We start from the raw sequence: 24,416 nt of genomic DNA on the forward strand, positions 1-24,416 counted from the left end.
CCGTCGAAAATCAAAGACAAGAGTTTTTTGATTACTTTTTTGCTCTCTTCCCTGAAAGGTATATGAATTCAATATTCATAAAATAATAAAGACCATGAATAAAAAAGTGATAGAAAGGATTTCACATTCATTTTTGTCTTGACACAAAAACGAACCAAAAAAGTCAAGTCTGTGCTTACAAGTCGGTCAATAATGGCTATTCGCTAAATGCTTTAAATCATTCGCATATAAAATGCGAACAGTAAATCATTTTTAACGCTCCTTACGCCGAATTGACACTCGACTTTTCAGCAATGACGGTTTTGGAATTCGTTCTTGAAAGAGATAACGAATTTGAATATTGAAAAAGGATGAATAAACTGGTATTAAAACTCTCACGTTAAGAAAATGGTTAAATGGAGCGTTAAAAAGGTTTTAGCCCGTAGGGTTTGTAAAATCTTTAGTGGAATGAGAACATTTTTAGTAGAGAGGTTTACAGCCAAGTCTTTTTTCGTTAGTTTTTTTGACTGTTCCCCGAAGGGCATATGAATACCAATAATTAAAATAGATGTTCAATGAATAAAAAAAGTGACATTAAAGAAAAGGAATACCTAAGCCATACTATGGCTTCTCTTTTTAATTTCAAATGTTTTTTGGATGAGCAAAAAAATGAAAATAAAGAAAAAACAAAAACAAAAACCCCTTTCCTAAAAACAAAGTTGGCGCGATGTACAGGGTAAGGAGTGACTTTTAAAACTAATGTTGAATTAAAAAACTATGAAAAAACGTATAACGTAATACGCATCACGTAAAACATAATTAAAACCACCTTTATTATGCTAGAAAAAGAATATGAATTATTGAAAAAAGGCGATCCAAAAGCTTTGGAGCAAATCTATTCACGACATAAAAGACTACTTTTTTGGATTGGTAAACAAATAATTACGGATGAATTTGTTGTAGAATGTTTGGTACAAGATGCTTTTCTTAGATTATGGGAATATCGAGATAACATAGAAAGACCTGAACATATCTTTTATTTCACGCGACTTGTATTGAAACACAGTTGTTATTCTCATTATAAGAGTTCTAAAAATATATTTTTTAGGTCGGTGCATTCATTAGATAGTTACGAGAATTATGATAGTTATTTGACTGGATACGATCCGTTAGAGGTTGCAGAAAACATAAAGGATAAAGTAATACATGACCAACATTATGAAGAAATTAGAAAAATATTACCCTTATTAAGTGGTGAAAGAAAACATTTGATTGAACTCTGCTTGAAATATGGATTCAGATACAAAGCGATTGCCAATGCAATGGGAAAAAGAGTTTCAGAAACGAGTAAGGAGATTAAAAGTGCAATAGAGGATCTTAAGAACCTTATAAATAGTCATGATGTATTAGTGTCTAAAAAGAAAATAGTTTCTAAGGAAAAGGAACAAAATCAAATGACCGAAAAACAATCGTTGATTTTAAAACTTCGATTCGAGAAGAAACAATCGTTTACAACCATTGCTCAGACATTAGAACTTTCTCAGAAAGAAGTGCACAATGAATTTGTAGTTGCTTATAAATTGTCTCAACAAAATAAGTTTACCCCCCTAAATAACTAAATATGGAAAATTCTACAGTTTTTTTAACACGTAAAATACAGCTAATTACTGATTTACCGACTCAAGAAGAACGAAAAGAAGTTTTGAGTACGCTTTATAAATGGCAAAATAGATGTTTTATAGCGGCTAATTTGATTGTTTCTCATTTGTATGTGCAAGAAATGGTGAAAGATTTTTTTTATTTCTCTGACGGAATCAAATATAAATTAGTAGACGAAAACAAAGATGAAGATGGTATACTCAAATGTTCACGGTCGACTACCATTTATCGTGTACTCTCAAAACGTTTTAAGGACGAAGTTCCAATGTATATATTGTCTAGTTTGATGAATACGTTATACCTATCCTTCAAGAAGGATTGTGTCAGGTATTGGAAAGGTGAACTTTCATTAAAAATTTTTAAACGAGATATAGCAATTCCTTTTAATATAGCGAGGATAAGTAAATTCTCGTATGATACAGATAAAAAATACATTTATTTTAAACTTTATAAAATACCTTTTAAAACGTATCTTGGAAGAGATTATATTGATAATTATAAGCTATTGGAGCAAATAGTAAGTAAAGAAATTAGAATTTGTAGATCGCATATTAAATTAGAAAAAAATAAAATATTTTGGGTATTCACTGTAGAAATTGAAAAAGAAAAAAATCAATTACAACCCGATATTATTGCAGAAGTTTCCTTGTCGTTGGAATATCCGTTGGTTGTAAAAATAGGGAGATCTCAACTTACCATTGGTAGCAAAGAAGAATTTTTGTACAGAAGATTAGCGATACAAGCTTCTCGTAAAAGAATACTAGAAGGAGTGCCTTATTGCAAAGGAGGGAAAGGAAAAGCAAGAAAATTAAAAATAGCAAAAAAATTACAAAATACAGAGAGTAAATATGTTCATCATCGGCTACATGTTTACAGTAGAATGTTAATTGATTTTTGCGTTGAAAAAAAAGCAGGAACGATAGTTATTCTAGATCAAGAAGAAAAAATAGAAATAGCCAAAGAAGAAAGATTTGTCTTAAGAAACTGGAGCTATTATGAGCTCATAAATAAAATAAAATATAAAGCTGATAAAGCAGGTATTGAGCTTGTAACAGCTTAAACCATAATTTCGGAGGGTGATTTGTACACCCATAGGGTGAGGTAATTGTTAACGCTCATCAAATGTGAATAACATATACAAAACGGGGGGATTTTTTAGATTTTATTGAAACTTGCTAGATACTCCCAACATAAAGGCAGGATAAAGGCAACATAATGGCAGTAGAATGTATGTAATTATTTTTCTAACTTAGAATTGTGATGGTAATACAGTTGCTTTATACAAAAGCATAAACGTATTAAGTTACAATAATTATTAAAATAAAAAAGGAGCTATTAATTAGCTCCTTTTTTATTTTGATGTTTTTTGGCGTGCAATTCTTTCAATGTTGCTTTTTGTTCTGGCGTAAAAACAGCATTGATTTCATTAAATTCTTTTTCACGAACTTCTTTCATTTTTCGTTTCAATTCAATTTTTTCGTCTTTGTAGCTGTCTTCAATTTGTTTGATTTTGATGACTTGAGCATCTGTCAAGTTCAAATCTTTTTTTAATTGTTGTAATTTCTGCTCTCTTGATCCTTCATTTCTGTCTTGCGCTGAAGCAGTTGTTAAAGTGAAAGCAATTAATCCTAATCCTACATATTTATAAAATGCTGTTCTCATAATTATCAACTTTTTTTGTTTTATTTATTCTTAAGACTTCAAAAAAATAAAAAGGTTTAAAATGATAAATGTTAAAATTTTTCGGTAATGATGAAATCTTTTAAAAGATGTAACATTTGAGACGAATTATCGACCAATATTTTTTGAAATTATTTTTGAAATCGATTAAACCTTTTCCAAAAAGGATTGTCAAACAAGTTGTAAAATTATAAAACTACAAAACGAAAAATTAAACAAATGAGGTTAAGAAGTTTATTTGCTTTGATTTTTATTTGTGTTTGTGCAGGATTGAATGCGCAAGAGCTTTTAAAAATTAAAGGGAAAGTCTTATCAAGTGAAAACAAGCCTGTAGAATATACTACAATATCGCTTGAAAGCTCGGAAGATGGAGTTGTGGCAGAAGCGGCAACGGATGCAAAAGGAGAATTTACAGTAGAAGCAAAGGCAGGACAATATGTTATTGTGATTGAGCCATTGGGATACGATGTAATAGAAAAACAAGTTAATTTAGAGTCTGCATTAGATCTAGGTACTTTTACTGTAAAAACAACGCAAACTGTATCATTGGGAGCAGCAGTTGTAACAGCGGAAAAACCAATTTATAAGGTAGAATTGGACAAGAAAGTATATGATATGGCGAATGATCCAATGTCGCAAGGTCAAACATTGTCTGATGCTTTAGCAAATGTACCATCGGTTTCTGTAGATGCACAAGGAAACGTTTCATTAAGAGGGAATGATAATGTAAAGTTTTTGATTGATGGAAAACCTTCGGGAATGTTAGGTGTTTCTGATGTAGCAGAAGCTTTAAAAAATATTCCGGCCGAAAATGTTGAGCGTATCGAATTGGTGACAAATCCTTCTGCACGTTACGAGGCTTCTGGTTCTGCAGGGATTATCAATATTGTTTTAAAGAAAGGTTCTAATACAGGTTTTAATGGTTCTGTAACGTTAAATGGAGGAATTCCTAAAATGGTTGGAGGAAACGTAAACTTGAACTACAAAACAAAAAAATATAACATCTATACTACTTTAGGTACACGTTATATGGATAGAGAAGGAGAAGGGAATGCTTTGACAACAAACTATCCGAATGGAATTATTTCTGATTATAGAAAAACAGATACGAACAACAATAGAATTCGTAGAAACTATAATGCACGTTTAGGAGGTGAATATTATTTAGATGATAAAAATACATTAGGAGCTTCTGCAGGATATCGTTACAATAATGGAAATAATATTAATGATGTTAGATACTATTATTATGATGCATTATGGAATCAAACAGATAAAACTGCTCGTATCGAAAATGAAAAAGAGTTAGAAAAAAGTTTTGATGCGGATTTTAACTACAAACACGCTTTTGATACAAAAGGACATGAGTTTACTTTTACAGGACGTTACTCGTACCAAAAAGAAGACGAAAATGGAATTATTCGTAATTTAAATGCAAGTGATGTATTGACAGGAAATGAAAGAACATATAGTTTAGAAACTCAAAATTCTGCAGTTTTTACAGCAGATTATGTTCGTCCAATTGGAGAAAAAGGGAAATTTGAACTAGGTGCACGTGTTGATTTAAGCGATACAAAAACAAATAGTGGAAATAATACAATTAATACGTACGGAACAGAAACTCCAAATAAAGCTTTCTTGGCTGATATTGACAATCAACAAAATGTTTACGCTGGATATGTGCAATATGGAAATGCAATTGGAGAAAAATTCCAATACTTTGCAGGTTTACGTGTAGAAAGTTCTGATATGGAAATTGCAAATCATTCAGAAGGAAATACAATCTCAAAAAAATATACAGATTTATTCCCAACATTAACATTGAATTATAAATTGACAGATAAAAATGAGATGCAATTAAGCTATTCTCGTCGTGTTCGTCGTCCAATGGGATTCATGTTGATGCCATATTTTTCTAGTGTAAATGCATTAGATGTTCGTCGTGGTAATCCAGATCTTAATCCAACATATACTAATTCATTTGAATTATCGTATATCGCAACAGTTGGTAAATTGATGGTGACACCAAGTTTATTCTACCAAAGAACAACTGATGTGATTAATGATTTCCAAACATATAATTATATAGAGTCAGGAAATCCTTTAAAACCATATAATCAAGCATTCGAAACAATGCCAGTTAATGCAGGAAATGAAGATCGTTATGGTTTAGATTTAACTGCTACTTATCGTCCTTTCAAATGGTGGAATTTAATGTTTAATGTCAACTTATTTGGATACAATAGAACAGGTTCTTACTCAGCAACAATTTCAGATTATTTAAATCCAGATACAGGAGTTACAGAGTCGAAAGAATTTACACAAAGTTTCAAAGGAGATGGATTTAGTTCTCGTGGACGTTTATCATCAAACTTTATTTTACCAGCTGATTTAAAATTACAAATCGCAGGTAATTATATGGGAGGAATGAAAACTGCTCAACAAAAAACAGAAGATAACTTATCAATGGATTTATCTTTATCAAAAGATTTATTGAAAAAGAGAGCTTCATTAACATTAAATATTCGTGATGTATTCAATTCTCGTAAAAGAGAGCAAACAACTTTCTACGAAGAATCAGAAAACTATCAAAGTATGCGTTGGATGAAACGCTCTATTAACCTTTCATTTACGTATCGTTTCAAAAATACAAACGAGAAAGAGCAACGTGGTAAACAACAACGTTCAAATGGAGAAGAAATGGGAGGTGGAGAAGAAATGCAAATGCAATCAGCTTCTTAGTAGTTTGAAAATAATCGATAAAAAAAGGATCGCAATTGCGATCCTTTTTTGTTTTATTAATTGTTCGAAAAATGATTATTTGTTTTTTAACAAATCACGAATTTCAGCCAATAATTCTTCTTGTGTTGGTCCTGCAGGTACTGGTTCTTCAGCAGGAGCTTCTTTTTTCAATTTGTTAATTCCTTTAATCATTACGAATAAAGCAAATGCAACAACTATAAAAGAAATAGCAGCAGCTAAAAAGCTACCATATTTAATTGCAGTCCCTGGTATTACTAATGCAGCTAAATTTTCAGCGTTAATAGCTTTCAAGGCTGGATTTAAAATGGCTGGCGTAATGATATCTTCAACTAAAGAAGTAACAATTTTACCAAAGGCACCACCGATAACTACACCGACAGCTAAATCTACTACGTTACCTTTTACTGCAAACTCTTTAAATTCTTTAAAAAATCCCATAAGTTTAAAATTTATTTCTAAGTTTATAATAATTCTAAGGTTGATTGGTATCTAATCTATTTTTAGAAGAGATAAATAAGTATAAACCGATTAACATAAAAGGAATACTTAAGATTTGACCATTGTTTAATCCTATATTCAACATTTGAGCAACAGCTTCTTCACCTTGATTTTCTTTATAGAACTCAACAACAAATCGTATTAAAAATAATAAAAATAAGAATACGCCTAACAAGGCTCCTAAATATTTTCTCTTGTCTGTTTTGTTGTACATATAAAGCATGATAATTCCTAAGATAACATACCCTATTGCTTCATAAATTTGAGCTGGATGACGAGGGATTACTTCTCCATATCCCAAACTTTGTTGATGAAATTTTACTGCCCAAGGTAATTCTGATGCCTTTCCTACAATTTCTGAGTTGTAAAAGTTTCCAATTCGAACCGCAGCTCCACCAAAAGGAACAACAACAGCAATACGGTCTAATAACCATAATACATTGCGATGCAAATATTTTCTACTAAATAAATAGGAAGTTAAAATTACACCCAATGCTGCTCCGTGACTTGCAAGTCCACTAAATCCTACAAATTCGTAATCTTGTAATAGACCAAAGAAAGCACTTTGTCCTGGTGAATGTTGTACAGGTAAGAAAACTTCGATTGGTCGTTCGATAAACGCTGCTGGATCATAAAAAATATATTCTCCAAGTCTTGCACCTACAATTGCTCCAATAAATGTGTAAAGGAATAAAGGATCAAGTAATTCTTTTTTCTGATTTTCTTTCTTGAAAATGTTCGACATCAAATACCAACCTACGACAAAGGCAACTATCCAACATAAACTGTAAATATGTACTTTGAATCCTGCTATTTCAAATAAATAAGGTTTTGGATCCCAATCGATAAACGAAATTAAGTTAATCATTAATTTTTCTTTTTAGGTACAGGGTCGTATCCATGTCCTCCCCAAGGATGACAGCGACCAATTCTTTTTGTTCCGAGCCACAAACCTTTCAGTAAACCATGTTCTTTTAACGCCTCTATCATGTAAGAAGAGCAAGTTGGTTGAAATCTACAATTACTTCCCATCCAAGGAGAAATTGCTAATTGATAAAATCTTACCAACAGAATAAATGGTGTAACCAAAATTTTGTTCATCTTGCAAAGTTAATCAATAACCGAAATAAAAAAGAATCAATCTAAAAAGTTTATGCTTTTGCAGATTGATTCTCTATACGATACGTGCTTAACGCAGATTATTTTTTAGTATAACTCGCTGGATCTAATGCTTTGTAAGACCAGTTTTGTAAAAATTCTAACACAACTTTCGGATCGTGTCCTTTCACTTCTTTGCTTTCAAGATAAGCTGAGTTTTGTGTGTGAATTAAATTTCCTTTCTCATCTAAAATTACAAAAACAGGAAATCCAAAACGCTCTGGGTGTTTCAATGCAGCTAACGTTTCTTCGTTTTTATTTTTTGGAGAATAATTTACATGAACCACTTCATAATTATTCGCGATATAATCTTTTACTTCTTGATTTTCTTTCGTCAATTTATCAAACATAATACACCAAGCGCACCAATTTCCACCAATTTGCAATAAAACGTGTTTCTTTTCAGCAGAAGCTTTTTGCACCGCATTCGCAATATCTACTTTCGGATTTGCTTCTTCGCTATAAATTTTTGGTTTTTCTGTTTGTTGACCAAATGCAAAACTTAATGACAAAATCATTAAGCTAAAAAACATAGTTAATTTTTTCATTTCAAATTCTAAATATTAAGTCGAATTTACAATAAAAAATTATGCCGAAAACGTTTTTCTACGAATTAATAATCGTGTAATATAAATTTAGTTTTTCTTGAACCGAATTTATTTCATTATTTTTTTCGTTTTGATTAAATTGATTAATCATATTGATAGAGAATTTTGATTCAAATTCTAAACGATCCAATTCAATTTCATAAAAATTAATTTGATGATGAATTTGCGTGAAATAATAATTCACCAATTCAACATACATCAATCTAAGTTCTTGATTAACTCTGATAAATTCGACAAATTCTTGCAATTCGACCAAAAACTCAATCATTTGTTTATTGATTTCTGATTGTTTATCTTTTAGTTCAATCTTTTTCAAATAATCAGTTGATAAAGCAATTTTATCACCCAAAAGTTGGTGCTTTCTTGTTAAAATTAAAGCACATTCTAACGCTTTCTTCATCATTTTAATTTTTATTCTAACACAAAGAAAATAAATCTAAATGCCAAAATATGTCGTCCAAAAAATCATTCATTTTGACAAAACATTCCCTAACTTTGAAATCTAAACAAGATTTTATGAATGCGCCTTTAGCTGAAAGAATGCGTCCAAAAACGCTTGAAGAATACATTAATCAAAAGCATTTGGTGGGCGAAAACGGACCAATAAAAATGATGTTGCAACATGATATGATTGCTTCGATGATTTTTTGGGGACCGCCAGGAACAGGAAAAACGACACTTGCACAATTAATTTCCGAATTGACTGATCGACCATTTTATACGTTGAGCGCCATAAATTCTGGTGTGAAAGAAGTGCGTGAAGTAATTGAAAAAGCAAAGAATCAAAATTTGTTTTCGGGAACGAAAAATCCGATTTTATTTATAGATGAAATTCATCGTTTCAATAAATCACAGCAAGACAGTTTGTTGGGAGCGGTAGAAACTGGTTTGGTGACTTTGATTGGAGCAACAACCGAAAATCCAAGTTTCGAAGTTGTTCCAGCTTTGCTTTCGCGTGCGCAAGTTTATGTGTTGAAACATCTCGAAAAAGAAGATTTAGTTGATTTAATCGAACGAGCTATAGAAAAAGATAAGGTTTTATCTAAATTAAATATTGAATTAGTTGAAACAAATGCATTATTAAGATATTCGGGTGGTGATGCAAGAAAACTGTTGAATGGTTTGGAGTTGGTGATTAATAGTTTTTCTCCAACAGATAAAATCATCATCAACGATGAAATTGTACATGAACGTATTCAGCAAAATTTAGCGCGTTATGATAAAACGGGTGAACAGCATTACGATATTATTTCCGCTTTTATCAAATCGATTCGTGGTTCAGATCCGAATGGAGCGGTTTATTGGTTGGCTCGAATGATTGAAGGTGGTGAAGATTTGAAATTTATTGCGCGACGAATGTTGATTTCGGCTTCTGAAGATGTGGGAAATGCAAATCCAACTGCAATGATTTTGGCGAATAATACATTTCAAGCTGTTTCGGTGATTGGTTATCCAGAATCTCGTATTTTATTGAGCCAATGTGCGGTTTATTTGGCGAATTCTCCAAAAAGTAATGCGACTTATTTAGCGATTGGTAAAGCGCAACAAATCGTTAAACAAACGGGCGATTTACCTGTTCCGTTGCATTTACGAAACGCACCAACTAAGTTGATGAAAGATTTGGATTATGGAAAAGAATATAAATATTCGCACGATTTTCCAGGAAATTTTGCTGAGCAAGAATTTTTACCAAATGAAATTTCGGGGACGACTTTTTATGAGCCAGGAAATAATAAGCGAGAGCAAGTGGATAAACAATCGCTCAATCAAAAGTGGAAGGGAAAGTATGGGTACTAAAATTAAAAATCCCAGTTAATCATTTGTTAACTGAGATTTTAAGGTTTGGTTGATTTTTTTGGTTTAGATTGGTTTATATGATAATAGGTTGGTAATTGTATATATACAAGGTTTGTGCCAAAACTTAATAAAAAGTAAAAAATTGATTAAAAAAAAGAAAAAATTAAACTTTTTCGATCTAAAAAAGAGATTTATATTTATAAAATAAAGAAAATGAAACAAATACAAATTATAAACGGACCTAATTTAAATTTACTTGGCGTTCGCGAACCAGAAATTTATGGAACACAAACTTTCGAAGATTTTTTTGAACATGAATTGAGAAAGCAATTTCCAGAAGTTTCGTTGCATTATTTTCAATCAAATCACGAAGGAGATATTATTGATAAGTTGCACGAAATAGGTTTTAAATATGACGGAATTATCTTAAATGCTGGTGCGTATACGCATTATTCGTATGCGATTGCAGATGCGATAAAAGCGATTACGACTAAAGTGATAGAAGTTCATATTTCGGATATTTATGCACGCGAAGATTTTAGAAAAAATAGTGTAACAGGTGAAAGTTGTTTAAAAATTATTTCAGGAAAAGGTTTACCAGGTTATGTTGAAGCTGTGAATGATTTTGTGAAATAATTAATAGTCATTATCTTAACAAGATTAAAATCTATTACCTATGAAGAAAATTATTTTAGGATTAATCTTTGGATTAACCATTGTTAGCTGTAATTCGAAAGCTGATAAACATAATGCAGAACAAAAAGCTCAAGCAATGACGGCTTGTGAACAAGCGGCAATAACACTAGGGATATCTGCGGCTAAAAAAGAACTGATTACAAAATATTGTGACTGTTCGACAGATAAAATGATGGATGAATTTACGTATACAGAAATGATGCAAATGAATAATCCAACACCTGAATTACAAGAACGATTAATGAAATTAATAGAACCTTGTATCAATGATTTGAAAACAAAATCTGCTGAATTAGGAGAGTAATAAACAAAAAAGTCGGAACATAGTTCCGACTTTTTTAATATTCTTTTTTGTATTGTTCTTTCTTAAACTCGTCTACAAGATGTTCGTTCAAACTATCAATGTAGCCTAAGATTTCTAATTTACCAATTTTACTCGAAGCCGAACTTGTAAATATTTTTGGTAATTCTTCCCAAGTTTTTAATAACTCGTTTTTGTAATGATTCAAGTTTTTTTGCATTTGTGTACTCGTTAGTTTATCTAATTTTGTAAATACAATCGCAAACGGAATTTGTTTGTTTCCTAACCATTCCATAAACTGTAAATCTATTTTTTGAGGCGTGTGTCGAGAATCAATCAATAAAAAAACATTTACTAAGTTTTTACGAAACTCAATGTAATCATAAATCATTTTATTGAAACCACCACGGACACCTTTTGGTGCTTTAGCAAAACCATAACCTGGTAAATCGGCTAAATACCAAGTATCATCCATTTCGAATGTATTAATCAATTGAGTTTTACCTGGTGTTGCAGAAGTTTTAGCTAATGCTTTTTTATCTGCTAACATATTGATTAATGACGATTTTCCAACATTAGAACGCCCAATAAATGCGTATTCTGGTTTGAAAGGATCTGGACAATCTGTATATTTTTGCGAACTTTTTACGAATTCAGCTTTTTTAATCATAATTATGCTTTAGTGGCTGGATCTAATTGTTTTTCGATTAGCCATTTGTATAAAATTTCGTTGAATAATTCAGGGTGTTCCATCATTGGAGCGTGCCCGCATTTATCAATCCAAAATAAAGAAGCGTCTGGTAATTCTTCTTCAAATTCTATTGCAACTTCTGGTGGAGTTACATTATCTTGTTTTCCCCAAATCAAACAAACAGGCATTTTGATGTCTTTTAAATCATCTTTCATGTTAGATTTGATTGCGTCTCTTGCGATATATAAAGTTTTGATAGCTTTATTTCTGTCATTTACAGTGTCAAAAACATCATCTACAATTTCTTTTGTCGCGATAGCAGGATCGTAAAAAACTTCGCGCGTTTTACGTTCTACATATTCGTAATTACCACGTTTTGGGTAAGTTTCTCCAAAAGATTTTTCGTACAAACCAGAACTTCCTGTTAAACAAAGTGCTTTTACATATTCCGGATGTCTGTGACAAACCATCAAACCAATATGTCCTCCTAAAGAATTTCCAACTAAAATAGCTGGTTCTTTAACGACTTCTTCAATAAAATTTGCAACATGTTTTGCAATATTTTTGATATTAGTATTGATGACAGATAAAGAATATAATGGCAATTCTGGTGCGAAAACCTTATATCCTCTTTGTGCATAATAATTTGTAAGTGAGCTGAAATTGCTAAGTTCACCCATTAATCCATGAAGCAAAACAATTGGTTGTCCCTCTCCTTCTTCTATGTAAGAGAACTTATCTTTTTTCTTTAAGCTAAAAAACATTTACTCGATATTAAGTCGACAAATTTAATTAATTATATTTTTTATTTCGTGGTTTATATGAAAAACTTTAACAATCCATATTAATCACTTATCAAAACAAGGTCTATATAAACATTATTTCTCATTTTATACATGGGGTTTGCGTTAGAAAAAACATAACTATCTGATACTAAATTTTAAATTGTTGATAACTATTTCAATAAAAGTGGTAAAAAATGGTAATTTGTGGTAATATTTTCTTTATTTTTGGAAAAAATCTATCATGAATTCATTAATTGGAACATATGAGTGTAAGGTAGATACAAAGGGTAGGCTCCCAATACCAGCGGGTTTGAAGAAACAACTTGCTGAATGTTTGGAAGATGGCTTTGTGTTGAAAAGATCTGTGTTTCAAAATTGTTTAGAACTGCATCCAATGAAAGAATGGGAAAAAGTGATGAATGATTTGAATAAATTGAATCGATTTGTGAAGAAAAACAATGATTTTATTAGAATTTTTACGGCTGGATTAAAAATTGTCGAAGTTGATGCAAATGGAAGGCTACAGATTTCAAAAGATTTAGTGAAATTTGCAGAAATTAATAAAGAAGTCGTTCTGAATTCTTCTGTAAATATGATCGAGATTTGGGATAAAGACAAATATGAAGAGTCGATTAATGTAGATGATTTAGATTTTGCTTCTTTGGCAGAAGATGTAATGGGAAATTTAGGAGAAGATGAGTGAATATCATAATCCAGTATTATTAAAAGATAGTGTTGATGCGTTAATTATTAACGAATCAGGTATATATGTAGATTGTACGTTCGGGGGTGGAGGTCACTCACGTGAAATATTAAGTCGTTTGGATCAAAATGGAAAATTATTTTCATTTGATCAAGATGTAGATGCTGTTCGTAATAAAATTGATGATAATCGATTTGAGTTAGTTGAGCAAAATTTTAGATTCTTGAAAAATAATTTAAGATTTCGTGGAATAAAGCAAGTTGATGGTGTTTTGGGTGATTTGGGAGTTTCTTCTCATCAGTTTGATACGCCAGAACGTGGTTTTTCAACTCGCTTTGATGGAGAATTGGATATGCGAATGAATCAGAATGCAAAATTATCTGCCAAAACAATTATTAACGAATACGAAGAAGAAGATCTTGCGCGTGTTTTTTATGATTTTGGAGAATTGCAAGGTTCGTATCGTTTAGCGAGAGAAGTTGTGAAAGCAAGAGCGGATAAACAAATCAATACAATTGATGAATTGAAGCAGATTTTTTCATTCATTCCAAAAATGAAAGAAAATAAATTTTTCGCTCAAATGTTTCAGGCATTACGCATCGAAGCAAATGATGAAATGGCTGCATTGAAAGAGATGTTGACGCAATGTGGAGAAGTGATAAAACCGGGTGGTCGCTTGGTGATTATTTCGTATCATTCGTTAGAAGATCGCTTAACAAAACGCTACATGAAAAACGGAATGTTTGAAGGAGAGCCTGAACGTGATGTTTTTGGAAATTGGTCGGCGCCTTTCAAACCTTTACAATCAAAGGTGATTGTGCCAACGCAAGAAGAAATTAATGAAAATCCAAGAGCGCGTAGTGCGAAAATGCGTATTGCGGTTCGTAATGAGGATTAATAAATAGGAATGGCAAAAAAGAAAAAAATATTACCAGAGAAAAAAACTTTTACAGGTTTGTTGAGAGGTGAGTTTTTAATCAAAACTGGCTCAGAACAAAACTGGAAGTTTATGTTGTATCTGGTAGGTTTGGCTTTTTTGAGTATTTCGAGTTCGCATTTAGTTGATCGAAAAGTGGTTCGAATCGCTGAGTTGCAAGATAAAGTAGAAGATTTAAAATCTCAATATACAGATAAGCATCGCGATTTGATGCGTATGCAATTAGAAACGGAAATTTTGGAGCGTACGGCAGTGTATGGTTTGAAAATTCCAGATAAACAACCTTATTATATAGTAGACAAAGTTTATGACGAAGTCAGCGAAAAATAAAAACAATATTGTCATCAAAGGATGGGTATTTGCCGGCGCGCTTGCGATTTGGGCCATCTTTATTATTGTTTTTATGTTTCGAATTAATATTGTAGAAGGGGTTGAATTAGAGCGTTTTGCTGAAAAGAATAACTTTAGATTAGATACCGTTACGGCGGAACGTGGTAATTTATATGCTTCTAATGGCGCATTAATGGCTACAACTGTTACAAAACACAATGTTTATGTGGATTTGACGGTGATCAAAGATGAATTATTCAAAACAGAAATGCACAATCTTGCCGATTCTTTAGGTAAGATGTTTACAAAATCTCCCTCTTATTTTTACGACAAATTTTCTACAGAACGTAAAAAGAAAAATCGTTACATGATGTTGGTGAAAGATTTGGATTATGAGCAATATCAGCGCATCAAAAAATTTCCAATCTTCAACAAAGGTCAAAACAAAGGTGGGTTTATTCATGAAACTGAATCAAAACGAGAATTAATTGTTCAAGATATTGGTGTTCGTACAATTGGTTACGATGATCAACGTGGAAAAGTTGGATTAGAAGGAGCTTATTCTGACTTATTAAGCGGTATTGAAGGTCGTCGTTGGGAGCAATTTATGGGACGTGGAAAATGGAAACCAATGAAAAGTTGGGAGCAAGAGCCTCAAGCAGGTTCATCTGTTTACACAACAATAGATGCCGATTTACAAATGGTTGCTTATGATGCTTTGTACAAACAACTTTCTGAATTTGAAGCGCAACACGGAAGTGTTGTTGTGATGGAAGTTCAGACAGGGAAAGTTCGTGCAATTGTGAATTTATCTCGCAAAAAAGATGGAACATATATCGACGATTATAACTATGCGGTTGGTGAAGCTGCAGAGCCAGGATCTACTTTCAAAACGGTTTCGTTGCTAGCTGCAATGGATGATGGTTTTATCAATAAAAATTCGACAGTAGAAACGGGAGGTGGAAGTTATAAATTCTATGGTCGTACGATTACAGATACACACGGTTATGGAACATTGACTGTAGATGGCGTGATGAAAAAATCGTCTAACATTGGTACAGCAAAAATTATTAATAAATACTACGGAGAAAATCCAAAAGCTTTCTTCAAAAAAATGGATAAATGGCATATGACTTCGCCTCTTGGAGTAGATATTCTTGGAGAAGGAAGTCCAATTATGCACCGTCCAGATAGTAAATCTTGGAGTAATATTACGTTACCTGTAATGGGTTATGGATATGGTTTACAGTTAACTCCAATTCAAATTGTGACTTTTTACAACGCAGTGGCAAATAATGGTAAAATGTTGAAACCATTATTTATGGATAAAATCACGCGTAAAGGTGAACCTGATAAAGTTTTTGAACCTGTCGTTTTAGTAGATCAACTAACGTCTTTGGAAAATGTAAAACAGATGCAAGAAATGCTTCGTGGAGCAGTAGAACAAGGAACGGGACGTATTATTAGTAATAGTAATTACGATATTGCTGGTAAAACTGGTACTGCTCGTGTTGATTATTGGAAGCGAGATGGTAAAGGAATGCAATATCGTGCTTCATTCGCAGGGTATTTTCCAGCAGAAAAACCAAAGTATTCTTGTATCGTAGTTGTGCACAAACCAAATACAGCCAAAGGGTTTTATGGAGGTAGTGTAACTGCTCCGGTTTTTAAGAAAATTGCCGATTGGGTATATTCAAAAACTCCCATACCTTTGCCACGTGATTTAGTAAAAAAGAACGCGGTGAAAGAGTTTAAAAAAGGAGATGATATTAATGTTAGTAATTCTAAAAATATAGTGCCAAATGTGACTGGTCATACAGGATCTAAAGCAATTCCGGTATTAGAAAATTTAGGATTAGATGTGCAATATTCAGGGTTTGGAAAAGTAACAAATCAATCCATTCCTGCGGGAACAAGATTTAAGAAGGGTGAGACAATTTATTTAATGTTGGAAGGATGAGAAATTTAGTTGATTTATTATATAAAGTTTCCATCTCAGAAACGATTGGTTCAACAAAAGTTGAAGTCAATAATATTCAATTTGATTCAAGAAAAGTATCAAAAAATGATGTTTTTGTCGCTGTAAATGGAGTTACAGTTGACGGTCATCAGTATATAGAAAAAGCGATTGGTTTAGGTACTAAAGCAATTGTTTGCGAAGTTTTGCCAGAAAATTTAGTTGAAGGAGTAACGTATGTGAAAGTTGAAAATTCAACGATTGCATTAGGAATTTTAGCTTCTAATTTTTATGAAAATCCAACAAAAGATTTAAAACTTGTTGGAGTTACAGGTACGAATGGAAAAACAACAACGACAACTTTGTTGTACGAATTGTTTACAAAATTAGGTTATGCTTGTGCATTAATTTCGACGATTAAAATTGTAATTGATGGTGAAGTGATTCCGTCTACGCATACAACGCCAGATATTTTGACATTGAACAAAATGTTTCGCGAAGCGGTAGATAGAGGATGCGAATTTGCTTTTATGGAAGTTTCTTCGCACGGAATTCATCAAAATAGAATTGCTGGTTTGCATTTCGAAGTAGCTGGATTTACGAATATCACACACGATCATTTAGATTATCACAAAACGTTTGCAAATTATCTTGAAGCAAAAAAGAAATTCTTCGACGATTTGCCAAAAACGTCTACGGCAATTTCGAATGCAGATGATAAAAACGGAAAAGTAATGCTTCAGAATACAGTTGCTACGAAAAAATTGTATGCGCTAAAAACTGATGCAGAATTTAAAGGAAAAATTATTGAACACCAATTTGATGGAATGCAATTAGAATTCAATGGAAAAGAATTCTGGACATCATTAATTGGTCAATTCAATGCATATAATTTATTATTAGTTTTTGGTGTAGCGTCAATTTTAGGACAAGATGAGTTAGAAGTTCTAAAAGCATTGAGCACACTAGGAAATGTTGATGGTCGTTTTCAAACATTCAAAACGGAGTCAGGAATTATCGTAATCGTGGATTATGCACATACACCTGATGCGTTAGAAAATGTTTTGGATACAATAGAAGGAATTCGTACCAAAAACGAAAAACTAATAACAGTTGTAGGTTGTGGTGGAGATCGAGATAAAACAAAACGTCCTGAAATGGCCGATATCGCGAGCGAAAAATCTAATCTTGCCATTTTTACATCAGATAATCCAAGAACCGAAGATGCAGAAGAAATTCTTCGTGAGATGGAAGTTGGTGTAAAAGCGCAATTTTATAATCGCACCTTGAAGATTACTGATCGAAAAGAAGCTATAAAAACAGCACTTAAAATGGCCGAACCAAAAGATATTATTTTGATTGCGGGAAAAGGTCACGAGACGTATCAAGAAATTAACGGAGTAAGAACACATTTTTCTGATGTAGAAGTTGCATCAGAATTGAGTAAAATATTGAACAAATAAAGAATGTTATACTATTTATTTGATTATTTAGAAGGTATCCATTTTCCAGGAGCGCGTATGTTTCAATACACGTCTTTCCGCGCGGGAATGGCAATTTTATTGGCAATGTTCATCAGTTTGTTTTACGGAAAACGAATCATCAGTTATTTACGTAAAGAACAAATGGGAGAAATTGTTCGTGATTTAGGTTTAAAAGGACAAATCGAAAAAGCAGGAACGCCAACAATGGGTGGTTTAATCATCATTTTGGCAACGTTAATTCCTACTTTACTTTTTGCGAGATTAGATAATATTTACATTATCATTTTGTTGGTTTCAACAATTTGGTTGGGTGTGATTGGTTTTTTAGACGATTACATCAAAGTTTTTAGAAAAAACAAAGAAGGTTTACAAGGTAAATTTAAAATTTTAGGACAAGTTGGTCTTGGAGTTGTAGTTGGATTAATGCTTTATTTCAGTCCAACAGTTACCGTAAAACATCAAGAAAATAGAGTAAAAACGCCTGTAGGAACAGAACAAACAGAATACAGCCGACAAATAAAATTTGGTCCAGAAGAAAAAACGTTGGAAACAACAATGCCTTTCGTGAAAGGAAATGAATTTAACTATTCTGATATTTTATTTTGGATGGATGCGCAAGATCGACCAACATGGGCGGTTGCAGCGATTTTTATTTTTGCAGTAATTTTTATCATTACAGCAGTTTCGAATGGAGCAAATTTAACAGATGGAATCGACGGTTTAGCAGCAGGTAGTTCGGCTGTGATTATGGCAGCAATCTCGATGTTTGTTTTCGTTTCCGGAAATTTAATGTTCGCCGATTATTTGAACATTATGTTTATTCCGCGTTCAGAAGAAGTCTTGATTTTCTGTGGAGCTTTCCTTGGAGGTTTGATAGGATTTATTTGGTATAATACCTATCCAGCTCAAGTGTTCATGGGTGATGTAGGGGCGTTATCTTTAGGTGCAATGCTGGGTACGATTGCTGTGATGGTGCGTCAGGAAATCGTGTTTGCGATTATGGCAGGTGTATTCCTGGTGGAAGCAATTTCAGTCTTCCTGCAAATCGGTTCATTAAGAATGCGTAATAAACGGGTATTCCTGATGGCACCTTTGCATCACCATTATGAAAAGAAAGGTTGGCGTGAAACTCAAGTCGTCATTCGTTTCTGGATTATTACNNTTATCGTTCGTAAAGAATTATTACTACCAATTTTATGCGGAATATTTTTCGCAGAAAGTTTATCAGTAATGTTACAAGTGTCTTATTTCAAGTACACGAAAAAGAAATTTGGTGAAGGTCGTAGAATCTTTTTGATGTCTCCTCTACATCACCATTTTCAGAAGTTAGGTTATCACGAAAGTAAAATCGTGGTGCGTGCAATTATCATCGGAATCATTTTAGCGGTAATTAGTATTATTACCTTAAAGATTAGATAAAAAATGAAAAGATTAGTCGTTTTAGGAGGAGGAGAAAGTGGCGTAGGAACAGCTATTCTTGCGAAGAAAGAAAACTTTGATGTTTTTCTTTCGGACATGGGACAAATAAAAGAGAAGTATAAACAACTTTTGGAGGAGCGCGGAATTGCTTATGAAGAAGGTCAGCACACAGAAGAATTAATTCTGAATGCCGATGAAGTAATGAAAAGTCCAGGTATTCCAAAAAAAGCAGCGCTAATTCAGAAATTAGAAGAAAAAGGAATTTCAATTATTTCTGAAATTGAATTTGCGTCTCGTTATACAGATGCAAAAATTATTGCGATTACAGGATCTAATGGAAAAACAACAACAACAAGTTTGATGTTCCATATCCTAAAGCAAGCTGGATTAAATGTAGGATTAGGTGGTAACATCGGAAAAAGTTTTGCAAAATCTGTAGCAGAAGACAATTTCGATTATTATGTATTAGAAGTAAGTAGTTTTCAGTTAGATGATATCAAAACAGATTTCAAACCGTATGTTGCAATTTTGCTGAACATTACACCAGATCATTTAGACCAATACAATTATCAGTTTGATTTGTATGCAAAGGCTAAATTCAGAATTACTGAAAACCAAGATGAAAACGATTATTTTATCTACAATTTGGATGATCCAAAAACAATGGAGATGATTGATCAGATTGATATTCGAGCTCATCGTAAACCGTTCACAATGATGGATGCAACAAATGAAGCATACGCAAACAATGAATTGTTCCGTGTGAACGATTCGAATGGTGATTTTACAATGTTAGTGAATGATTTAGGATTAATTGGAAAACACAATGTTTCTAACTCATTGGCTGCGGCTGTAGCCGCAAAAATTATTGATATTAATAATGAGGAGCTTAAAAAGAGTTTATCAGATTTCAAATCTGTTGAACATCGTTTAGAGCCTGTTTTGACAATTGGAGGAATTGATTTTATCAACGATTCTAAAGCAACAAATGTGAATGCAACATATTTTGCTTTGGAAAGTATGACAAAGCCAGTTGTTTGGATTGTTGGAGGAACTGATAAAGGAAACGATTACAACGAAGTTTTACCTTTCGTGAAAAAGAAAGTGAAAGCAATTGTTTGTTTGGGTGTTGATAACGCAAAAATTGTTGATTTTTTCAGTCCATATATCGATACAATTGTTGAGACAAATACAATGAAAGATTGTGTAGAGCAATCATATAAATTAGCAACAAAAGGAGAAACGGTTCTTTTGTCACCAGCTTGTGCAAGTTTCGATTTGTTCAATGGATACGAAGATCGTGGAGATCAATTTAAAGAAAACGTACGCAAATTATAATAATACAACCAACCAATGTCTAACATCGTACAAAAATATTTTAAAGGCGATAAACCGCTTTGGGCTTTCATTTTATTGTTAGCACTATTTTCGTTTTTACCTGTTTATTCAGCAAGTTCTAACTTGGTGTATACGGTAGGATCGGGTACTATTTTTGGGCATTTAGGTAAACACGCTGTGATTTTATTAATCGGTTTATTTATCATTTATGGATTACAACGTATTGATTATCGTTGGTTTGGTTTGTTTGCTTTAACAGCTGTTGTTATACTTTCTGGAGTTTTGGCAATAACACTTGTACAAGGACAGAATATTGGAGGTGCAAATGCTGCACGTTGGTTAACGATTCCAGGAACTGGAATTGGTATTCAGCCTTCGATGATTGCTTCGCAAGCGTTGTTGATTTATATAGCTCGTTATTTAACAAAAAATAGAGACAAAGAATATACGTGGAAAAATACAGCAGTTCCATTATTCTTACCAATTATTGTAATTGTAGGATTAATCTTTCCTTCTAATGGTTCAACAGCGTTGATGTTAGCTGGAATGTGCGGAATATTATTGATTATTGGTGGATTTCCATTCAAATATTTATTTACAATTGCCGGGGTAGGTTTAATACTCGGTGGCGGATTTGTGTGGATGGCTTTATCTCGACCAGATTTAGTAACAAATTCTCGTGTGCACACATGGATGTCACGTATCGAGAAATTTAATGATGATTCTGGATTAGAAAGTTATCAAGTTTTACACGCAAAAGCTGCAATTGCAAGAGGGTTGAATGAAATGGCTGGACCAGGAAAAAGTGTTTTCAAACAAACTTTACCTCAGTCATCATCCGATTTTATCTTCGCGATTATTGTAGAAGAATATGGTGCAATTGGTGCAATTCTATTAATTGGAATTTTCCTTCTGATTTTAATACGGATTTGTATCATCGCATCGAAAATTCATACCGTTTTTGGTACGCTACTTGTATTTGCAGTGGGCTTACCAATTATTATACAAGCAATGGTAAACATGGCTGTAGCGGTTAATTTAATTCCAGTAACAGGGCAACCATTGCCAATGATTAGTTACGGAGGAACATCCATTTGGATGACATGTATTTCGTTCGGAATAATTTTGAGTGTAAGTACTCAGATTAAATCGCAAGAAGAATTAGAACAAGATAGAAAAGTATTAAGTGAAGAATACATCGAAGACATCGCCTAAAGTTTTAATAAGCGGCGGAGGAACAGGTGGACATATTTATCCAGCCATTGCAATTGCAGACGAAATTAAAAGACGTTTGCCAGATGCACAAATTTTGTTCGTTGGAGCAGAAGGAAGAATGGAAATGGAAAAAGTGCCAAAAGTTGGATATGACATAAAAGGTTTACCAATTTCTGGATTTGATAGAAGTAACATGACAGCGAATTTAAAGTTCCCTTTCAAATTGATAAAAAGCTTAAGTCTTGCAAAAAAAATCTACAAAGATTTTCAGCCAGATTTAGCTGTTGGTACAGGAGGTTATGCAAGTGGGCCAATGTTGTGGGTAGCGGGAAGTAAAAATGTTCCGATTTTATTACAAGAACAAAATTCGTTTCCAGGAGTTACCAACAAAATTTTGAAAAATAAAGCGAGTGCAATTTGTACAGCTTACGAAGGAATTTCACAGTTTCCACAAGAAAAAGTGCATTACACAGGAAATCCTATTCGTGCTGAGATTTTTCAAAATTTACCGTCAAAGGCAGAAGCAATTTCAGCTTTTGGATTAGATCCAGAAAAACCAACAATTTTATCTGTTGGTGGTTCTCAAGGATCAAGAGCAATGAACAATGCTTGGTTAGAAAACTTTGACGAATTTGTTGCAAGTGGCGTTCAATTGATTTGGCAAACAGGAAAGTTAGATTATCAAAAAATCAAAAACTTGGTTGGTGATAAGTATCCAACGATTCATGTAACCGAATTTATTTATAACATGAAAGATGCGTATGCAGCTTCGGATATGATTGTTTCTCGTGCAGGAGCAATGGCGATTTCGGAATTGTGTATTGTTGGAAAAGCAACTATTTTGCTTCCATTGCCAACAGCGGCAGAAGATCATCAAACCAAAAATGCACAAGCATTGGTTGAGAAGGATGCAGCGATTATGGTGAAAGATGCAGATGCAAAACAAATTTTTGTCAAAGAAGTAATTGCTTTGGCGAACAATGAAGAATTAAAAAATAAATTATCTCAAAACATTAAGCAATTAGGGAAACCGAATGCGACAAAAGAGATTGTAGATATATTATTGAATTTATTATAATGAATATTTTAGATAAAACATATTATTATTTCATCGGTGCAGGAGGAATCGGAATGAGTGCTTTGGAACGTTTCTTCAAGTCAATCGGAAAAGAAGTTGCTGGTTATGATAAAACACAAACCGAGTTAACAACTGAATTGATTGCTGAAGGAATTGATATTCATTTCGAAGATAACATCGAGTTAATTCCAGCAGGAATTAATGCAGAAAATACGTTGGTAATTTATACGCCAGCGATACCAAAAGATCATTCAGAACTAAATTATTTTTTAGTGAATGATTTCAAAGTCATGAAGCGCTCAGAAGTGTTAGGTGAAATTACTAAACATACATACAATATTGGTGTTGCGGGAACGCACGGAAAAACAACGACTTCGTCTATTTTAGGACATATTCTTAAAGTTGCGAATGTAGAATGTACAGCTTTTTTAGGTGGTATTGCAGAGAATTACGATTCGAATATTATCCTAAATGGATCTAAATATACAGTTGCAGAAGCCGATGAGTTTGACCGTTCTTTCTTACGTCTTTCTCCAAAATTAGCGATTATCACAAGTGATGATGCTGATCATTTGGATATTTATGGAGAGCGTGATGAAGTGAAAAAATCGTTTCAAGAATTTGCAGCAATTGTCGAAGAAAAATTATTTGTTCACAAAGGTTTGCCTTTCGAAGGAGCTTTTACATATGGAGTGGATTTGGACGCAGATTACGATGCACACAATGTAAGAATTATTGACGGACATTATGTGTTTGATGTAAAAACGCCAAATGGATCTTTGACAGATGTCGGAATTTTATTACCAGGGCATCACAATATGGAAAATGCGGTTGCGGCTTTGGCTGTTGCTGATTATATGGGAGTTCCTCATGATAAAATAAAAGAAGCTTTATCAACTTTTGTTGGAGTTAAAAGACGTTTTAATCGTTTCGAAGCAAATGGAAAAATTTACATCGACGATTATGCACATCACCCAACAGAATTGAATGCAGCAATTCGTTCAGTTCGTGAACTTTATCCAGGTAAAAAAGTGTTGGGAGTATTTCAGCCTCACTTATTTACGCGTACAAGAGATTTCGCAGAAGAATTTGGACAAAGTTTATCGCAGTTAGATAGTTTGATTTTATTAGACATTTATCCTGCCAGAGAGTTACCAATCGAAGGAATTACTTCAAATTGGTTGCTAGAAAAGGTGAATTTAAATGAAAAAATAGTATCTTCATTAGAAGATAGTTTAGCAAACATCAAAAAACAAGATTTTGATGTATTATTGACTGTGGGAGCAGGAAATATTGATACAATTGTTAAACCAATAAAAGAGTGGTTAAGTGAAGCGTAA

General features: G+C 32.9%; 25 protein-coding genes. 17 read left to right on the plus strand and 8 right to left on the minus strand.

The features are described from left to right. Positions 1 to 554 precede the first annotated feature (554 nt). From B2217_RS00725 to B2217_RS00735, 3 genes are all read left to right on the plus strand, one after another. Positions 555 to 719, plus strand: coding sequence for a hypothetical protein (locus B2217_RS00725; RefSeq protein WP_180905165.1), 165 nt, complete (start codon positions 555 to 557; stop codon positions 717 to 719). A 96-nt stretch (positions 720 to 815) separates the two neighbouring features. Beyond that, on the plus strand, positions 816 to 1,598 hold the full coding sequence (locus B2217_RS00730) for an RNA polymerase sigma factor (protein ID WP_180905164.1): 783 nt from the start codon (positions 816 to 818) through the stop codon (positions 1,596 to 1,598). A 2-nt stretch (positions 1,599 to 1,600) separates the two neighbouring features. After that, on the plus strand, positions 1,601 to 2,698 hold the full coding sequence (locus B2217_RS00735) for a transposase (protein WP_180905163.1): 1,098 nt from the start codon (positions 1,601 to 1,603) through the stop codon (positions 2,696 to 2,698). Positions 2,699 to 2,973: 275 nt separating this feature from the next. Here B2217_RS00735 and B2217_RS00740 read toward each other — a convergent pair whose 3' ends face one another. After that, on the minus strand, positions 2,974 to 3,300 hold the full coding sequence (locus B2217_RS00740; protein WP_180905162.1) for a Spy/CpxP family protein refolding chaperone: 327 nt from the start codon (positions 3,298 to 3,300) through the stop codon (positions 2,974 to 2,976). Positions 3,301 to 3,537: 237 nt separating this feature from the next. Between B2217_RS00740 and B2217_RS00745 the strand changes: the two genes are divergently transcribed. Continuing rightward, on the plus strand, positions 3,538 to 6,060 hold the full coding sequence (locus tag B2217_RS00745) for an outer membrane beta-barrel family protein (protein WP_180905161.1): 2,523 nt from the start codon (positions 3,538 to 3,540) through the stop codon (positions 6,058 to 6,060). 75 nt (positions 6,061 to 6,135) lie between these two features. Here B2217_RS00745 and mscL read toward each other — a convergent pair whose 3' ends face one another. From mscL to B2217_RS00770, 5 genes are all read right to left on the minus strand, one after another. Continuing rightward, positions 6,136 to 6,519, minus strand: a complete 384-nt coding sequence (gene mscL / locus B2217_RS00750) for a large conductance mechanosensitive channel protein MscL (protein WP_180905160.1) — start codon at positions 6,517 to 6,519, stop codon at positions 6,136 to 6,138. 34 nt (positions 6,520 to 6,553) lie between these two features. Then, positions 6,554 to 7,447, minus strand: a complete 894-nt coding sequence (lgt, locus tag B2217_RS00755) for a prolipoprotein diacylglyceryl transferase (protein ID WP_180905159.1) — start codon at positions 7,445 to 7,447, stop codon at positions 6,554 to 6,556. Further along, entirely contained in the window at positions 7,447 to 7,680 is a 234-nt protein-coding gene (yidD, locus tag B2217_RS00760) for a membrane protein insertion efficiency factor YidD (RefSeq protein WP_038332792.1), read from the minus strand. Before yidD ends, lgt begins: the two co-directional genes overlap by 1 nt. Positions 7,681 to 7,778: 98 nt before the next feature. Further along, positions 7,779 to 8,285, minus strand: coding sequence for a thioredoxin family protein (locus B2217_RS00765; protein ID WP_291047156.1), 507 nt, complete (start codon positions 8,283 to 8,285; stop codon positions 7,779 to 7,781). A 58-nt stretch (positions 8,286 to 8,343) separates the two neighbouring features. Then, positions 8,344 to 8,748, minus strand: coding sequence for a hypothetical protein (locus tag B2217_RS00770; RefSeq protein ID WP_115001760.1), 405 nt, complete (start codon positions 8,746 to 8,748; stop codon positions 8,344 to 8,346). A gap of 113 nt (positions 8,749 to 8,861) precedes the next feature. On the opposite strand from B2217_RS00770, the gene B2217_RS00775 reads away from it, so the two are divergent. From B2217_RS00775 to B2217_RS00785, 3 genes are all read left to right on the plus strand, one after another. Next, complete coding sequence (locus tag B2217_RS00775) at positions 8,862 to 10,142, plus strand: replication-associated recombination protein A (RefSeq protein ID WP_180906865.1); 1,281 nt, start codon at positions 8,862 to 8,864, stop codon at positions 10,140 to 10,142. Between the two features lie 213 nt (positions 10,143 to 10,355). Next, positions 10,356 to 10,778, plus strand: coding sequence for a type II 3-dehydroquinate dehydratase (locus B2217_RS00780; protein WP_125349650.1), 423 nt, complete (start codon positions 10,356 to 10,358; stop codon positions 10,776 to 10,778). A 40-nt stretch (positions 10,779 to 10,818) separates the two neighbouring features. Further along, a complete protein-coding gene (locus B2217_RS00785) occupies positions 10,819 to 11,142 on the plus strand; it encodes a hypothetical protein (RefSeq protein ID WP_180905157.1) in 324 nt (107 codons plus the stop codon). Positions 11,143 to 11,176: 34 nt separating this feature from the next. Here B2217_RS00785 and yihA read toward each other — a convergent pair whose 3' ends face one another. Both yihA and B2217_RS00795 read right to left on the minus strand, forming a co-directional pair. Next, on the minus strand, positions 11,177 to 11,809 hold the full coding sequence (gene yihA / locus B2217_RS00790) for a ribosome biogenesis GTP-binding protein YihA/YsxC (protein ID WP_084106860.1): 633 nt from the start codon (positions 11,807 to 11,809) through the stop codon (positions 11,177 to 11,179). Between the two features lie 2 nt (positions 11,810 to 11,811). Then, a complete protein-coding gene (locus B2217_RS00795) occupies positions 11,812 to 12,594 on the minus strand; it encodes an alpha/beta fold hydrolase (protein ID WP_038332809.1) in 783 nt (260 codons plus the stop codon). A gap of 262 nt (positions 12,595 to 12,856) precedes the next feature. Between B2217_RS00795 and mraZ the strand changes: the two genes are divergently transcribed. The 10 genes from mraZ to murC all read left to right on the plus strand — a co-directional run bounded on the left by mraZ (position 12,857) and on the right by murC (position 24,416). Next, positions 12,857 to 13,318, plus strand: coding sequence for a division/cell wall cluster transcriptional repressor MraZ (gene mraZ, locus B2217_RS00800; protein ID WP_038332815.1), 462 nt, complete (start codon positions 12,857 to 12,859; stop codon positions 13,316 to 13,318). Then, on the plus strand, positions 13,311 to 14,216 hold the full coding sequence (rsmH, locus tag B2217_RS00805; protein ID WP_125349647.1) for a 16S rRNA (cytosine(1402)-N(4))-methyltransferase RsmH: 906 nt from the start codon (positions 13,311 to 13,313) through the stop codon (positions 14,214 to 14,216). Before mraZ ends, rsmH begins: the two co-directional genes overlap by 8 nt. 9 nt (positions 14,217 to 14,225) lie before the next feature. Then, the gene (locus tag B2217_RS00810) at positions 14,226 to 14,585 is read left to right on the plus strand and encodes an FtsL-like putative cell division protein (protein WP_052217625.1); all 360 of its coding nucleotides are present in this window, start codon (positions 14,226 to 14,228) and stop codon (positions 14,583 to 14,585) included. Next, positions 14,563 to 16,545, plus strand: coding sequence for a penicillin-binding protein (locus B2217_RS00815; RefSeq protein WP_038332822.1), 1,983 nt, complete (start codon positions 14,563 to 14,565; stop codon positions 16,543 to 16,545). Before B2217_RS00810 ends, B2217_RS00815 begins: the two co-directional genes overlap by 23 nt. Continuing rightward, positions 16,542 to 18,005 (plus strand): UDP-N-acetylmuramoyl-L-alanyl-D-glutamate--2,6-diaminopimelate ligase, encoded by a 1,464-nt coding sequence (locus B2217_RS00820; protein ID WP_180905155.1) that lies wholly within the window; start codon positions 16,542 to 16,544, stop codon positions 18,003 to 18,005. The genes B2217_RS00815 and B2217_RS00820 overlap by 4 nt, the downstream gene beginning before the upstream one ends. 3 nt (positions 18,006 to 18,008) lie before the next feature. Next, complete coding sequence (gene mraY, locus B2217_RS00825; RefSeq protein ID WP_414647358.1) at positions 18,009 to 19,445, plus strand: phospho-N-acetylmuramoyl-pentapeptide-transferase; 1,437 nt, start codon at positions 18,009 to 18,011, stop codon at positions 19,443 to 19,445. Positions 19,446 to 19,448: 3 nt separating this feature from the next. Then, on the plus strand, positions 19,449 to 20,783 hold the full coding sequence (murD, locus tag B2217_RS00830) for a UDP-N-acetylmuramoyl-L-alanine--D-glutamate ligase (protein WP_291121971.1): 1,335 nt from the start codon (positions 19,449 to 19,451) through the stop codon (positions 20,781 to 20,783). Positions 20,784 to 20,798: 15 nt separating this feature from the next. Further along, positions 20,799 to 21,998, plus strand: a complete 1,200-nt coding sequence (locus tag B2217_RS00835) for an FtsW/RodA/SpoVE family cell cycle protein (RefSeq protein WP_291066514.1) — start codon at positions 20,799 to 20,801, stop codon at positions 21,996 to 21,998. Beyond that, positions 21,970 to 23,076, plus strand: coding sequence for an undecaprenyldiphospho-muramoylpentapeptide beta-N-acetylglucosaminyltransferase (gene murG / locus B2217_RS00840; protein WP_291121973.1), 1,107 nt, complete (start codon positions 21,970 to 21,972; stop codon positions 23,074 to 23,076). The genes B2217_RS00835 and murG overlap by 29 nt, the downstream gene beginning before the upstream one ends. Beyond that, the gene (gene murC / locus B2217_RS00845) at positions 23,076 to 24,416 is read left to right on the plus strand and encodes a UDP-N-acetylmuramate--L-alanine ligase (RefSeq protein WP_291066518.1); all 1,341 of its coding nucleotides are present in this window, start codon (positions 23,076 to 23,078) and stop codon (positions 24,414 to 24,416) included. Before murG ends, murC begins: the two co-directional genes overlap by 1 nt.

The sequence above is a fragment of the Empedobacter sp. UBA7620 genome (genome assembly GCF_002484185.1).
Lineage (GTDB): Bacteria > Bacteroidota > Bacteroidia > Flavobacteriales > Weeksellaceae > Empedobacter > Empedobacter falsenii_C.